At 37.8% G+C, this 14,557-nt stretch carries 14 protein-coding genes; 5 read left to right on the forward strand and 9 right to left on the reverse strand.

Annotated features, from left to right (window positions below; translation table 11 throughout):
- Nucleotides 1-12: 12 nt before the first annotated feature.
- Entirely contained in the window at nucleotides 13-174 is a 162-nt protein-coding gene (locus tag PTI45_RS24020) for a hypothetical protein (protein WP_175425105.1), read from the reverse strand.
- A gap of 197 nt (nucleotides 175-371) precedes the next feature.
- Here PTI45_RS24020 and PTI45_RS02325 point away from each other — a divergent pair, with 197 nt between their 5' ends.
- Nucleotides 372-1,127, forward strand: a complete 756-nt coding sequence (locus tag PTI45_RS02325; RefSeq protein ID WP_069325922.1) for an SDR family oxidoreductase — start codon at nucleotides 372-374, stop codon at nucleotides 1,125-1,127.
- Nucleotides 1,128-1,203: 76 nt separating this feature from the next.
- Here the strand turns inward: PTI45_RS02325 and PTI45_RS02330 are convergent, their stop codons facing one another.
- Entirely contained in the window at nucleotides 1,204-2,406 is a 1,203-nt protein-coding gene (locus PTI45_RS02330; protein WP_069325923.1) for an MFS transporter, read from the reverse strand.
- Between the two features lie 179 nt (nucleotides 2,407-2,585).
- Between PTI45_RS02330 and PTI45_RS02335 the strand changes: the two genes are divergently transcribed.
- Nucleotides 2,586-3,170: a TetR/AcrR family transcriptional regulator gene (locus PTI45_RS02335; RefSeq protein WP_069325924.1), complete on the forward strand. Its 585-nt coding sequence runs from the start codon at nucleotides 2,586-2,588 to the stop codon at nucleotides 3,168-3,170.
- Between the two features lie 80 nt (nucleotides 3,171-3,250).
- Here PTI45_RS02335 and PTI45_RS02340 read toward each other — a convergent pair whose 3' ends face one another.
- From PTI45_RS02340 to nikA, 6 genes are all read right to left on the reverse strand, one after another.
- Nucleotides 3,251-4,231, reverse strand: coding sequence for an LCP family protein (locus PTI45_RS02340; RefSeq protein ID WP_069325940.1), 981 nt, complete (start codon nucleotides 4,229-4,231; stop codon nucleotides 3,251-3,253).
- A 260-nt stretch (nucleotides 4,232-4,491) separates the two neighbouring features.
- Nucleotides 4,492-5,280, reverse strand: coding sequence for an ABC transporter ATP-binding protein (locus tag PTI45_RS02345; RefSeq protein WP_069325925.1), 789 nt, complete (start codon nucleotides 5,278-5,280; stop codon nucleotides 4,492-4,494).
- Nucleotides 5,280-6,083, reverse strand: coding sequence for an ABC transporter ATP-binding protein (locus PTI45_RS02350; protein WP_069325926.1), 804 nt, complete (start codon nucleotides 6,081-6,083; stop codon nucleotides 5,280-5,282). The genes PTI45_RS02345 and PTI45_RS02350 overlap by 1 nt, the downstream gene beginning before the upstream one ends.
- A 3-nt stretch (nucleotides 6,084-6,086) precedes the next feature.
- Nucleotides 6,087-6,938, reverse strand: a complete 852-nt coding sequence (gene nikC / locus PTI45_RS02355) for a nickel transporter permease (RefSeq protein WP_083243299.1) — start codon at nucleotides 6,936-6,938, stop codon at nucleotides 6,087-6,089.
- Nucleotides 6,938-7,888 carry a nickel ABC transporter permease gene (gene nikB, locus PTI45_RS02360; RefSeq protein WP_069325927.1) on the reverse strand — a complete coding sequence of 317 codons (951 nt, stop codon included), beginning with the start codon at nucleotides 7,886-7,888 and terminating at the stop codon, nucleotides 6,938-6,940. The genes nikC and nikB overlap by 1 nt, the downstream gene beginning before the upstream one ends.
- Before the next feature lies 1 nt (nucleotide 7,889).
- Nucleotides 7,890-9,425 (reverse strand): nickel ABC transporter substrate-binding protein, encoded by a 1,536-nt coding sequence (gene nikA, locus PTI45_RS02365; protein ID WP_069325928.1) that lies wholly within the window; start codon nucleotides 9,423-9,425, stop codon nucleotides 7,890-7,892.
- Nucleotides 9,426-9,703: 278 nt separating this feature from the next.
- Between nikA and PTI45_RS02370 the strand changes: the two genes are divergently transcribed.
- Together PTI45_RS02370 and rpsN are read left to right on the forward strand one after the other, a co-directional pair.
- Complete coding sequence (locus PTI45_RS02370) at nucleotides 9,704-10,909, forward strand: GTP-binding protein (RefSeq protein ID WP_425415562.1); 1,206 nt, start codon at nucleotides 9,704-9,706, stop codon at nucleotides 10,907-10,909.
- Between the two features lie 73 nt (nucleotides 10,910-10,982).
- Complete coding sequence (gene rpsN / locus PTI45_RS02375; protein WP_069325930.1) at nucleotides 10,983-11,252, forward strand: 30S ribosomal protein S14; 270 nt, start codon at nucleotides 10,983-10,985, stop codon at nucleotides 11,250-11,252.
- 308 nt (nucleotides 11,253-11,560) lie between these two features.
- On the opposite strand, the gene PTI45_RS02380 is transcribed toward rpsN, so the two are convergent.
- The gene (locus PTI45_RS02380) at nucleotides 11,561-12,736 is read right to left on the reverse strand and encodes a stalk domain-containing protein (RefSeq protein WP_069325931.1); all 1,176 of its coding nucleotides are present in this window, start codon (nucleotides 12,734-12,736) and stop codon (nucleotides 11,561-11,563) included.
- 715 nt (nucleotides 12,737-13,451) lie between these two features.
- Here PTI45_RS02380 and PTI45_RS02385 point away from each other — a divergent pair.
- Nucleotides 13,452-14,411, forward strand: coding sequence for a phosphoribosyltransferase (locus tag PTI45_RS02385; protein ID WP_069325932.1), 960 nt, complete (start codon nucleotides 13,452-13,454; stop codon nucleotides 14,409-14,411).
- Nucleotides 14,412-14,557 lie beyond the last annotated feature (146 nt).

Genomic DNA, 14,557 nt, shown 5'->3' on the forward strand with positions numbered 1-14,557 from the left:
TAATTATATATCTCATATAAAAAGCTGATCACTATAGACTGTGATCAGCTTTTTATATGATTTTGCAACAGCAAACTGATATATTCCCATAAGTACCCATACAATTAAAATAAACAATACAATCATTAACGTTATTTTCCACTTGTTGCGTTGAGATGAACGTTGCTGTTCCATGATTTACAGCTCCTTATGAATGGAGTTTAACATATAACTCTCAAAATAAATTGTAAACTATACATGTTTCATAGAGTATGTATTTACTCTAATAATAAATTATCTTTAAATCGGTTTACCCTATTTAAGCTATCGTTTGTGTAAAAATGGGTATATGAATAGAAGTCCTATTTTTACAATAGATGGAGGGTTATACGATGAAAATGTCAGGAAATACAATATTAATTACAGGTGGAGCATCAGGAATTGGTTTGGCTTTTGCAAAACGATTTATGGCGCTGGGCAATACGGTTATTATCTGTGGAAGACGTCAAGATTGGTTGGATGATGTGCAGAAACAATATCCAGCATTACATACGATCGTTACAGATGTAGCTGAAGAAGCTCATCGTGTGGGATTAGCAGATCGTGTGTTGACTGAATTTCCCAAGCTAAATATGATTATGAATAATGCAGGTATACAGCGCAATTTCTCGGTTCATGATAACCAAATTAGCTGGGCGGCTCATCGTCAAGAATTAGCCATTAATCTAGATGCGCCGATTCATTTGACGACTTTATTTCTACCTCATCTTCGTCAACAAAGTCATGCGGCTATTATCAATGTCACTTCAGGGCTTTCTTTCTCACCCAAAGCATCTGCACCGATCTACTGCGCGACCAAAGCAGGGCTACATTCATTTACATTATCGTTGCGTCAACAATTAGTAGGCTCGCCGATCAATGTCGTAGAGATTATCCCGCCAGGTGTCAATACCGATCTAGGTGGCGTAGGGCTACATGACTGGGGCGTACCAGTAGATGAATTTGCAGATAGCATCATGCAACGAATTGAAGCAGGCGAAGTCGAAGTAGGCTATGGCAGTTCTGAGAAATCACGCCTCGCTTCACGAGCAGAATTGGACGAAATATTTCAGAAGATGAACAGTCAGTCATCACCTCAGATCTTGTAATAAGTTGTGTATCCTCTGTATCAGATCTTCGATACGATACATGATCAATCAAAACAAAAACCTAGCTCATCACAGGTCAACTTGGCGACTGTGAATGAGCTGGGTTTTTGAGCGTAATCAACCAGAATACCAAAGCAAGCAGACTTACACCAGCACCCAGATAACATACTCCACTCCAACCTGCATAACTGTACATCATCGTGGAAGACATAGAACCAATGGCACTACCGATTGAATAGAAGATCATATAACTTGCTGTTAATCGACCACGTGCTTCAGGCAAAATAGTGAAAATCATACTCTGGTTTGTCACATGGACAGCTTGTACAGCGAGATCGAGTAACACAATCCCGACAATCAACCAGTATAGTGATGATCCTATATACGATAATGGCACCCAGGAGAGTAGTAGCAATACAAGGGCGATGCCTGTAGTCCATTGAGCTTTGCCTTGATCGGATAATTTGCCTGCTCGAATAGCTCCAAGTGTACCTGCAATTCCTGCTAATCCAAATGCTCCGATCGCTGTATGACTGAGCGAGAATGGAGGTTCACTTAAGGGCAATACCATCGAAGTCCACAATATACTAAAAACGATAAAGATCAACATTGCTAGTATGCCTCGAATACGTAATATCGGTTGTTGAATATACAAATCTAGCATAGAACGAAGAAGTTGAGTGTAAGAGAGTGATGATTTAACTTGCTGATCACTTGGCAATATTTTGAACAAGACACATGTAATCAAAGTCATTAAACAAGCAGATACCAGATAAACAGATCTCCAACCCGCCAAATCGGTTAGAAAACCTGCAAGTGAACGTGCAAATAAAATTCCAATCACTACCCCGCTAGTCACGATACCTACAATCTGTCCACGTTCTGTAGGCTTAGCAAGTGAAGAAGCATAAGCAACCAGTGTCTGTGTGACCACAGCAAGCAATCCAACAATAGCTAAGCCTGCAAAAAGAATATAGATCGTTGGCGCAAATCCTACGATGACAAGCGCAATCACAGATAACCCCATTTGAATAATAATCAGACGTCTGCGCTGAATCAGATCCCCCAAAGGAACAAGTAAAAACAATCCTAGTGCATAACAGATTTGAGTAACTGTAATTACAACACCGATCAATGAATGAGTAATACCAAATTCTGAAGCTAACGCATCTAACAAGGGTTGCGCATAATAAATATTAGCAACAGCCAACCCACAAGCAACTGCAAATAAGAAAGCCATAGAACGAGAAAATGAAGTATGTACTAATGTTTTCTTCATCGATAGATCATCCTTTTATAATATATTTTAATTATACCGGTTGGTACAAAATGATTCGCAAGCAATATAACCCCTTTACAAATCAATTGTCAATAGAAATAAATTCACTTTGACAATCAAATCGATCATCTATAGAATGATAATATACTGATTGGTACAGAAAGGTTGGGCATGTAATCATGGTACGGAAACGTGAATTTAATGAAGAGCAAGCTTTAGATGCAGCGATGCAATTATTTTGGGAAAATGGATTCGAAGCGACTTCTTTGACAGATCTCACCACAGGAATGGGGATTCAGCGTCCTAGTCTGTATGCTACGTTTGGCGATAAGCAAGAATTATTTGAAGCTTCTTTGCGCAAATATAATCAATGGCATGCAGTATCAGTTCGTCAGCAATTACAGGATCATGTATCAGTACAAGAAGCATTTCGTGCTTTTTTTGAACAGATTGCTAGAGAAGGATATGAAGGGAAACCAAGTAGAGGATGTTTTTGTATCAATACGATGGTTGAACTAGCAACTCATGATGAAAAGATTGAAATTTTGACGCGAGAACATCAGATGTATTTGACGGTCATTTTTCAAGAGCGTTTGGAGCAGGGAGTGCAAGCAGGGCAATTACCAAAAAGCATCCATACCAAGTCACTGGCACAGACGCTAATCGTATCGTTAATAGGGCTTACAGTGATGTTGAAGTCACGACCTGAACGTTCGTTTATCGAACATTCAATTACAGGCATTTTGTCTTTGTTAGAGGATTAATTTTTATATAAATGAGAGAGGCGAAATACAAATCAAAAGCGTCCATACCAAGTCACTGGCACAGACGCTAATTGTTGTGTTTACTTATTATCGGTTGTATCTGAACTGGAATCATCGTTGCTAGAAGAGAGTTGCTTTTGCACATACTCGTGTAACTTTTGTGGATCAACACCGATCACCGAAGCTCCTTTGACTTTGATTTCTTGCAGTAGATGATTCGGTGGAATCTGTAATTTTTCGGTTTTATCCAGATTAATATCTAAGCCAAGTGAAGATAATTTGATCATATCGTTGAGAGACAGATTGGTATGCAGATAAGGCGCAATCGAACTCAAAATACTTGGTAATTTGACGATAGACGTAGAGCTTTGTAGTTCTGCTGCAAGAGCAGTCAAAAACTTACGTTGTCGCTCTGTACGAGTGAAGTCGGATGTTGCATCATGACGGAAACGGACATACTGAAGAGCATGAGTTCCATCTAAATGTTGTAAACCTTTGGTTAAATGAATATCATAGCGGTGCTGATCGCCACCATCGGTATAATCCATATCTTTTTCCACATCGATCTCGACACCACCGATCGTATCCACCAATGTCTTAAATCCTTCAAAATCAATCGTGACATAGTAATCAATCGGAATTCCGAGCAGACCACTGACTGTTTCTTTAGCCAGCTCGACACCCCCGTACGAATAAGCCGCATTCAACCGACTGCTTCCATGACCCGGAATATCCACATACGTATCTCGTAAAATAGACATCAAATAGGCTTTTTTGGTGATCGGATCGATCGTAGCCACCATCATAGAATCGGAACGTCCATTACTATCAGCATCCCGAGTATCTGTACCCATTAATAAAATGTGGACAGGCTCTTTGCCATCCCATTTCGGAATAGATACAGGTGCAGCCTGATCTTGATCCATAGAAGGAGAACGGTACGTATCATCTGCGATTGAAATTGTATGAGCAAATTGGTAAATCGAATATGTATAATATCCAACTGTACTGACACTTATGATAAGACAAATGCTAACAATCCATTTCCATTGTTTCCATATCTTCTTTAACAAATGACCAACCTCACTTATCTATATAGTTAAAACGTCTTTATAAATCATATGGATGTATCGACATTTTGTCAATATTTTAGACGATATACATTATAAATAGATGGTTAATGATTATTAAATCAGTCGAAAAGAACTATTTATATATATAATGATTACAATATGAATATATAAAAAACCCTTTTGAAAGCAGAATGATATCTACTCTCAAAAGGGTCTATATAAGATGTGAACTAAGCCAATAGTATTCTTTATGCCAAAAATACATCTAAAAGCGAAGCTGTATATTCATGGCGTTCTTCATGATACAGATCGTTTGATGCAAATTGATCTACAACTTGTCCATGACGCATCACCAGAATACGATCACTCATTTGATACACCGCAGCTAGATCATGAGAAATAAACAAATATGATAAATGAAGCGATTGTTGAAGTTCTTGCAGTAATTTCAGTACAGCGGCTTGACTCGTCACATCCAGACTGGCTGTTGGCTCATCTAAGATGATCAGATCAGGTTCAGTACTGATTGCCCGGGCAATGGTGACACGCTGTTTTTGCCCGCCACTTAATTCATGTGGATAGGCTGATAACAACTTGGTAGGTAATTGAACATATTCAAGTAACTGTGTAGCGATCTGCTCTCGATTACGAATCGGTTGCGATATAAAAGAAGGACGTAGTGATGGTTGTAAATCTAACGGTTCCATTAATGAATCGATAATCGTGAGCTTAGGATTAAGTGCGGCTGTAGGATGCTGAAATACAGCTCCTATATGTTGCCTTGCCTGACGCAAAGAATGACCTTTAAGCGAATGATACAGTTGTTGCCTAAATTCAATCGTACCTTGATCTAACGATTCTAAACGTAATAGACAGCGTGCCAGTGTGCTTTTGCCACTACCACTTTCACCGACAATACCGACACATTCTCCTTTACCTATCGTCAAAGATACATCAGATAATGCAGGAGTAGGGCGATCGCTATAGATTTTAGTAAGATGATCTGCTTTCAAAATAGGTGTAAATGTCGTTGTCATCATGTGTTCACCTGCTTATTTTGTAACTCTAATCGGTAGCGAGAAGGTAATTTGGGAATAGAAGATAAAAGTTGAACTGTATACGGATGTGTAGGATGGAAAAAGATGCTGTGACTTTTTCCAGATTCTACGACTTGTCCGGACTTCATAATAAGTAATGTATCGGCAGTACGTTGGACTTGACGCAGATCATGCGTAATCCACAAAATAGCGATTCCTGTTTCTTGCTGGATTCGTTGAATTAACTGAATAATGGAACGCGATGTTAGACTATCTAGCGCTGTTGTCGGTTCATCTGCAATTAAGACTTTAGGAGAAAGCAACAGCGCTGTAGCAATCGCAGCACGTTGTAATTGCCCGCCACTGAGTTCAAACGGATAGCTATTGTAGACTGGCTTGGCAGGTAATTCAACTTGCTCTAAATGCGCTAAACAGGAATGTTGGCGCTGTTGACGGGATAACGATGTATGAGCACGTATCATTTCGTCCATTTGCTTACCAATTGTAATAAAAGGAGTGAACGCACTCTGATAATCTTGAAATACATAAGCAATCTCACGCCCACGAATATGCCGAAATTCAGGTTCTGATAAATGAAGTAATTCTTTACCTTCTAATTGAATACTGCCGTGAGCATGAAGATCGGCTGAAAGTAAACCACCAATGGCTAGACTGGTCAATGTTTTACCACTTCCACTTTCACCAGCAAGGGCTAACCATTCTCCACGATGTAACTGAAGATCTAGCGGATGAACCAGTGTCTGTAATTGATGATGAACCGTCAGTCCACGTATAGATAACATGGATTACACCCCTTTGCGGAAAAGAATAGAAGACATTGAACGCTTGGCTGAATGGGATTGAATATGCACATCGTACCGATCACGTAGAAAATCACCCCAGCTATTGGTCAACAATACAGTGATGACTATACATAATCCCGGGAAAATCATAAGATGTGGAGCGGTCTGGAAATACGTTTTGCCTTCACTTAGCATAGCGCCCCATTCCGGACTAGGCGGTTGTGGACCCAGACCGATATACGACAGTGAAGCGATCATCAGAATAATTTTACCGATATCGAGTGTAGCCAGTACAAGCAGATTACCGATGGTATGTGGCAAAATATGCTTTACAACTAATTTCCACGGCTTCATACCACTAATTTCTGCTAGTCGGACATAATCTTTTTGGCGTTGTTCCAGTACAATACTCCGTACCAAACGTGCATAGCTGACCCATTTGACAGCTGTAATCGCAAAGATCAAGTTCACTAATCCAGGTCCTAATAATCCAGTTAATATTAAGGCAAAGATATAATCCGGTAATGTCATAAAAGCATCTATGATTTTTTTGAATGCTTTATCCAACCAGCCACCGATATAACCGGATAACAGTCCAAAAGGAACACCGATCAATAAAGATACAAACAGTATCGCTAGACTGATACCTACAGTGGTACGAGCACCTTCCATAATTCGAGATAACAAATCTCTGCCTAGATGATCTGTACCTAACCAATGGATAGCGCTGGACGTCTGAAGTCGATCACCCATCTGAATTTGGTAAGGATCGTAAGGTGTCCAGACTAGAGCGACAATCAGAAATAAAAGAAATAGAGTTAAAAAAGAGTAACGTAATCCTATGCTTAAACTCATCAGGAAGTCACTCCTTTTTTACGCGGATCGATCGCAATAGCTGGATTGATGTAGCGATAAGACCATTCCACGATCATATTCAGTAAAACAATAAAAATACTCATAAATAGCATATAGCCTTGAATAATCGGATAATCTCGTGCTGTTATCGCATCGACGATCCATTTGCCTAGACCGGGATATGCAAATAGCACTTCAATAACGACGGTTCCTCCAAGTAGACTGCCGATACTTTCACTAAAAACAGTCAGTAATGGAATTAGACTATGACGCATAAGATGAAAAGTGAAAATACGCTGTTTACCTACACCACGCGCTCGAGCAGAACGAATAAATTCCTGATGACTACTTTCCAAAATACTCGCCCGAATCAACCGCACATATACCGCAGACATCGCAATTCCAAGTGTAATCGAAGGTAGAATAAGATGTTGCCATGAACCTTCACCCATCGAAGGCAATATTCTAAGCTTAACCGCAAATAGATCAATCAATAACAGACCTAACCAGAAGCTAGGAATCGAAGAGCCAATCAGTGCAAAGATTCGGCTCAAATGATCTGTCATACGACCACGATAAAGGGCAGACAGAATCCCTAGCGGAAGCGAAATCATAATCATCACTAACAATGAAGTGCCTGTCAGCATAAGGGTATATGGAATCTTCTCGATAAATTCAATAAATACAGGTCGTCCAGTCATATAAGAGTTACCGAGGTCTAACGAAAATAGATTTTGAAGCCAGTATCCATATTGAACAAAAACAGATTGATCCAGCCCAAGTTGTTCACGCATCTGCTGTATCTGATCATCTGTCACAGCTACATCATCGACTCGTAACATGCTACGAACGGGATCACCCGGCACTAATTGCAGTAGACAAAAGCTAATAAACGATAAGATCAGAAGAAATAACAATAATCCTGTTATTTTCTGTACAAAAATACGCATATTAATTCACATCCAGATCTTTCGTTAACATATAATATTCGCTTTTGCTTGTGACCCAGCCACTGACACGTTTCTGATGCGCCACAAAGTTATTCGGATGAATAATATAAGAGTGTAGCAAGTTGCGATCGATCATTTCTACTGCTTGTTGGGCAATCTGATTACGTTGTTCTACATCTACCGTTTGGTTCAATTGTTGGATTAATGTGTTGAGTGCTTGGTCTTTGACTTGTCCATAATTCAGCCCACCTGTTGGTGTATAGACTGAGTTGAGGAGATAACTGGCATCCCCACGTGGCGCTGTAATAAAGCTATAGATCGCCATATCCCAATTTTTATTTTCGGCTAGATACTCATCTGCATTATCGACCTGCTGAATATTCAGCTTGATGCCTAATTGGGCAGCATTGGCTTGTACAAGCTGGGCAATAATAGGCAATTCAGCACGTGACTGATACGTTACAAGGTTGAAAGTTAAAGGTGCTCCGTTATTAGTCACTTGCCCATTAGTTACCGTATATCCAGCTTGAGCAAATAACGTACGTGCACGTTCTATATCAAATGGCTTCGCTGTGTATTTTGGAGAAAGAGGTGAATCTGCTAAGAAAGGACCTTCCGCTACCGAAGCTTGACCTGACATAACAGCATCTACAATTTCTTGACGATTTAATAATGCGTCGATCGCTTGTCTAACATGTAATTTGCCAAGGTGTGGATTCTCCATATTATAAATAAGCTGATGTGCACGTAATCCAGGTACAGATTCAATCACTAGATTAGGATCCGTTTGCAATTGAGACAGACTTTCTACAGGGAAGCGATAGACTACATCTGCATTACCCGATTGCAGTGCTAATAGACGAGCATTCGCATCTTCATTAAAAGAGAAGGTTGCTTCATCTAACTTAACCTGTCCATTCCAGTAACTCGGATTCCGCTTCACATCTACTTCTATACCGGGCTTGAATTGGGTCAATACAAAAGGGCCGGTACCACTTGGTGTACTTCCATCGACAGACGTATCAATAATACCCGTATTAGGATGCACCAGTTCAGAAGGGAACTGAGGAAGAGGGGTATCGGTAACGATCTGCAAAGTTTGCCCATTAGCTGTCATTTTCTCAATATGTAGCGCATTACGAATCGCTGGATTTTCTTGAGTGACACGTTCTAATGAAGATTTGACCGCTTGTGCATCGACAGGAGCACCACTGTGAAAAGTAACATTTGGACGAATCTGGAATGTCCAATGTTGTCCATCTTTACTTTTCCAAGAAGTGGCTAACCACGGTTGTAGTTGTTGCTCATCGTCAATCTTAACTAGCGTTTCGCTAATCCCTGCACGAGAAGCGGTATAGTTCACATCGGTATGAGGATCAATGGTATTGCTTTGCACATTGAATAAAAGGGTTAGCTTTTTGGTATTTGTCGCTTCACCCGAAGTAGAAGAAGTCTGTGAAGTACAAGCACTTAACAATAAAACAAGTATAACGAACGAAATCGAGTAACCTATTTTTTTGGATAATAATGATAACAAGAAAAATCCCCCTTATATATAGCAAATCTGTAAACGATATGACTAACGATGTACATATTGCATAGCGTTTTGCTTGCTGAATGAATAACTATGCTTCATAAATAATAATCGTTACGATTACGATTGTAAACTAAAAAATATAAATATTAATTAATGTATGATCTTATTTTCATATGTGTAATACGGTGAAAATGATTTGACAAACTAGAAATAAGAGGAGTACAGTGTATTCATGGATTTAATAGTAATTATTACGATTAAAGAAATGCGAGGTGTAAATCATGACTATGATCGAACAAGCATCCAAAATGCCTGTTACTGTGTTGAGTGGTTATCTAGGGGCAGGCAAAACGACATTATTGAATCATGTATTAAATAATCGAGAAGGCTTGAAAGTCGCAGTTATCGTTAACGACTTGAGTAATGTGAATATTGATGCTGATCTTATCCGCGATGGAGGCGGATTGTCTCGAACAGATGAGAAATTAGTCGAAATGTCTAATGGGTGCATCTGCTGTACACTGCGTGAAGATCTATTAGTGGAAGTAGAAAGGCTAGCCAAAGATGGACGTTATGATTATCTGTTGATCGAATCGACAGGCATTGGCGAACCAGTTCCTGTTGCTCAGACATTCAGTTATGTAGACGAAGAACAGGGTATCGATCTGACGCAATTTACCCGTCTGGATACAATGGTGACCGTTGTCGATGCTCAAGGATTCTGGAACGATTATCATTCACGTGAATCTCTTGCAGATCGTGGACAAGCCGCAGGAGAAGATGATACACGCCGAATAGTGCATCTGTTGATTGAGCAGGTAGAATTTTGCGATGTGTTGATCTTGAATAAATGCGATCTGATTGAACCTAATGAATTAGAACGATTAGAAACCGCACTTCGTGGACTGCAACCGAACGCCAAAATCATCCGTTCCACATATGGTAAGGTCGATCCGCATGAGATCTTGAATACAGGGCGATTCGACTTCGAACAAGCCAGTCAATCCGCAGGTTGGATACAAGAAATGATGAAAGAAGAACATATACCGGAGACCGAAGAATACGGAATCAGTTCATTTGTGTACAAGCGCAAAGTTCCTTTTCATCCAGAGCGGTTATTGCAATGGATTACAACATGGCCCCAAGAAGTGGTTCGTGCGAAAGGTATTCTATGGATGGCTACACGTAATCGGACAGCGATATCATTCAGTCAAGCAGGCAGTTCCAAGCAATTATCACCAGCGGGCTTATGGATTGCAGCGCTGAGCGAAGAAGAACGACAGTATCACTTGGGCGACAGTTACCCGCTACCAACAGATTGGGATGAGGTATGGGGAGATCGAGTGACCAAGCTGGTTATGATCGGAATCGACCTAGATCGTGCACAGATTGAACAGTCTTTGGATCAGGCTTTACTAACGGAAGAAGAAATGAACTCCAACTGGAAAAAGTTCAAAGATCCTTTTCCACAATTAGGTCAATAAGCAGGTCAATGGTATAGCAATATAAACAAAATCAATAACAAATCAAATGAATGATAAAAGGAGTTATTACATTATGGCTAAAAAATCAAAAGTCGTTCGTCAACAACAACGTGAAAAAATGGTCGCTAAATACGCAGATTTACGTCGTGAACTGAAAGAAAAGGGAGACTATGAAGCATTGCAACAATTACCACGCAATTCTTCTCCAACAAGGCTCAAAAGCCGTTGCCAGATCACCGGTCGTCCCAGAGGATACCTACAAAAATTCAAAGTATCCCGTATCGTATTCCGTGAATTAGCCCACAAAGGTCAGATTCCCGGAGTACAGAAAGCAAGCTGGTAAAACTAGAATGAAACGGTATATATTCAGTGGGAGAAATAAGCTGAATATGATTTTTTAATGATTAAAGAACGGTATAATTAACGTTTGGGTTATAGAAATTTGAAGTGAAAAGGCAACATCTTCTACTATTGAATATGTAGAGGATGTTGCCTTTTTTGTGTGATGATACTAATAAATATACAGATGTGAATGTAGAAATCAGTAAGGTAGACGTCAGCATAGTCGCTAAAGCTATTTTTTTGTACATCACTTAAATTTCCCCTCTGGATTAGAATAGATAGTATCCAATATAGATGCAGTAGGACATTCTACGATTTTAAAGTATAGGTGAAATGCTTTTCCTGATTAGAGCCAGCACGAAAAGTGAAATAGAATGTATGATTGACTCTTTTATCAAATTGAAGATAATCACCTGAACCAAAAGAATCGATATCTACATCTTCACTAATCTGTTTTTGCCACGAAGTATCCAGTAGTTCTTTGTATAATGTGATAGTTTGGTTAGTGTTGTGATCAATGAGAAGCAGTCGTCCTTTGGATGCTGTACGCATAATGATGGCATCATCGTACAGACCTTCTACAGCATATTTTTCATTACTGTCCCCACCAAGCTTGACGAGATCCAGCTGATCGACAACATTTCCTGTTCCATCTTCAATCATTCGCAATATTTTCCCATCGCTTAAGACAATCTTACCTTGATACGTAGAAATGTCGGAGTCGTTGATTGTGGTAAAGTCTGTATATGCTTTTCGGATCAACTTCCCTTTTTGAAAAATAAGCTTCACTTGTTGGTTATGAATATGTGGCTCTCCATACGCATCATTAATCGTAAGAATTAACAATCCACCCGCAGTCAACTCGAATTCCATATCTGTCGAATTAAAATCTGTATCAAGCGAGACCAACTTCACTGGAGCCTGCTTCCCATGAGCTACATATAAGTCTCCACCATCCTTTTTCAAAGTATAGGTAGAGCCATTGTAGACATCAGTAATGACATCATAAGACTTGATGTTGCGAGCTGTGACATGAACTTGTTGCCGATCTATTTCTATATGATCTCCACCAAGCAGTTGTACAGCAAAGCGAATAGGTACATAGACGGCTTCAACATTATTTCTTTTTTCTTTAGATTTAAAAGGGGCTGCACTTAGGGTAACCATTTTCCCATCTAGCATAGCAGTGTGACTTCCTAAGCGAATCGCTGCTTTTTTCATAAATCCGTTAATCGAAGCACGTTGTACCGTCGAATCCCAAGCAAATGTTAATCCAGCATCTTGGGCTAACTCACGGATATCTACAAAGATGGTACCGTTCTGATTGATCGTAGGATTCACAATAAACCCTTTAGGATCATCAGCAAAATAAAAAGTATATGTAGTTGGAAAGGAAGAACTAGATGCTAGTGCAGGATTACATAAAGATGATTGCAACAGCAGAGTAGACGATAGTAAAGCAGAGAATATCATTTTTTTATTCATGGTAAGGATTTCCTTTCTTGGTTGTGTTAAGGTGGTTATGTATATGGACGTAAATTAAAAAGAGAAGTTGCATGATAAAAGGTATAGCAATAAATACATAAGTAAAGGAGAGAACAATATGATAAAAGTAATAATAAGATGCAGTTTGTTTCTCGCTTCGATTTGCATTCTTTGTGCAGGTTTTATCATTTCGGCAATAGGCTCATCGGATCGCACAGTAAATACTAATTTTACGTATAGCATTTTGCATATTGATTGACTATCGATAGCAGCATCATTGTAATGTTTATTTTTGGTTCCAAGTTAACTTAATCTATTCGAACTCTCTCCAGAACAAAGTAATCCCAAAGAAAGTAGAGAAGCTTTAAGTTCAACCTATATGTATGCATTTAATAAAATAAGAGCAGATTTTGGATTGCTTTATGTACTCTTAATTTATTTATTTTCTCTATATATTATATGCAGTAGAGCAATGAAAATCAGATGTAGATTTAAGAATAAACGTAATACAAACGATAATAGATTCTAAGAACAAAATATTCAAGACTATATGCTAGATATTTCACATGATCATGTTTAAAAAAGATTAGAACTTAAAAGATAAATATAACAGCAAATATTCTATTTTTAAAATATAATTTTTTTGAAAAAAATTAATGGATATAATGAAAAATAATTAATAATTTATAACTAATTTGGATGGGATATGGTATGAATGGAAAAAGAGCAAAAAGAGCAAAAAGAATTAAACGAAATTTTAGATTGTTGTAAAATTGAATGGAATATGAATAGTATAGATGGATTGTTAAATTGGATAAATCAAGCTAATAATGAAGAGCAAAAAGTTTTTTTAAAGCTACTTAAAAATTTTGCATATTATACGCATGAAAGAGTTAATAATATTTTTAAAGATCTACACTCAAGTTTTACAAAAGAACACTCAAGTATTTTAAAAAATTTTAAAGAGAATGCTTATGAGAATACTCTTTTTTTACCAGTGTATAAAAATAATAAAGATCGAACTAGTTCTTACGATATGCATGGTTGTTATCGTATTACAAATGGATTATCGAAACATTGTTTTAAAACAGATCTTTATTTTCTTAAAAAAGACTCGGATTTTCCAATTGAAAAAATTGATAATATTGTATTTATTGATGATATGATTGGAACTGGAAAAACTATGAAGAAATTTTTAGAAAGTATTTTCGAAGAGTGTGCTGAAGAAGTAGCTATCAGAAATAAGCGTTTTTTTTTGATAGTATTAGAAGCATGTGAAGAAGGAATAAACTACATTAATAAATTTGTTGAGCAACAAATGATTGATTTAACTATAATATATTCAAATTTGCATAAAAAAGCATTCTCAAATCAATATATTTTTTTATCCGATGAATTAAATTCTTCAAAAAAATTGATTTATGATTTAGAAGTTAAAATCAATAATAATAGATTAGATAATGTATTGGGATATAAAGGTTCAGAGTCATTAATGGCTTTTTATCATAATACTCCTAATAACACACTTAGTAGTTTTTGGAAAGAAAATGAAATAATTAATTGGAATCCTTTATTTCCTAGAATTAAAAATGATAATCCTTTTTATTCAAAACAATCTTTATCGGAGCGAAAAAAAACACAAAAAAGATCAAATTATATTGCTAAAACTTTATAAGTAGGTGGGGAAATGGATTATAGAGATATTTTAATTATGTTTTATTTGAATTCTGTAAAAGAAAATTATATATATGCTGATTTAATTAATTTATTGGGATTGACTTATGAGCAAGTAGATAATAGGATAGAAGAATTAATTAGAAG

This window comes from Paenibacillus nuruki, from assembly GCF_001721045.1.
GTDB classification, from domain to species: domain Bacteria; phylum Bacillota; class Bacilli; order Paenibacillales; family Paenibacillaceae; genus Saccharibacillus; species Saccharibacillus nuruki.

What these genes read in the sequence shown, in the direction of transcription:
- PTI45_RS24020 (WP_175425105.1), bottom strand. Translation starts at nt 174, where the DNA reads ATGGAACAGCAACGTTCATCTCAACGCAACAAGTGGAAAATAACGTTA.
- PTI45_RS02325 (WP_069325922.1), top strand. Translation starts at nt 372, where the DNA reads ATGAAAATGTCAGGAAATACAATATTAATTACAGGTGGAGCATCAGGA.
- PTI45_RS02330 (WP_069325923.1), bottom strand. Translation starts at nt 2,406, where the DNA reads ATGAAGAAAACATTAGTACATACTTCATTTTCTCGTTCTATGGCTTTC.
- PTI45_RS02335 (WP_069325924.1), top strand. Translation starts at nt 2,586, where the DNA reads ATGGTACGGAAACGTGAATTTAATGAAGAGCAAGCTTTAGATGCAGCG.
- PTI45_RS02345 (WP_069325925.1), bottom strand. Translation starts at nt 5,280, where the DNA reads ATGACAACGACATTTACACCTATTTTGAAAGCAGATCATCTTACTAAA.
- PTI45_RS02350 (WP_069325926.1), bottom strand. Translation starts at nt 6,083, where the DNA reads ATGTTATCTATACGTGGACTGACGGTTCATCATCAATTACAGACACTG.
- nikC (WP_083243299.1), bottom strand. Translation starts at nt 6,938, where the DNA reads ATGAGTTTAAGCATAGGATTACGTTACTCTTTTTTAACTCTATTTCTT.
- nikB (WP_069325927.1), bottom strand. Translation starts at nt 7,888, where the DNA reads ATGCGTATTTTTGTACAGAAAATAACAGGATTATTGTTATTTCTTCTG.
- rpsN (WP_069325930.1), top strand. Translation starts at nt 10,983, where the DNA reads ATGGCTAAAAAATCAAAAGTCGTTCGTCAACAACAACGTGAAAAAATG.
- PTI45_RS02380 (WP_069325931.1), bottom strand. Translation starts at nt 12,736, where the DNA reads ATGAATAAAAAAATGATATTCTCTGCTTTACTATCGTCTACTCTGCTG.
- PTI45_RS02385 (WP_069325932.1), top strand. Translation starts at nt 13,452, where the DNA reads ATGGAAAAAGAGCAAAAAGAGCAAAAAGAATTAAACGAAATTTTAGAT.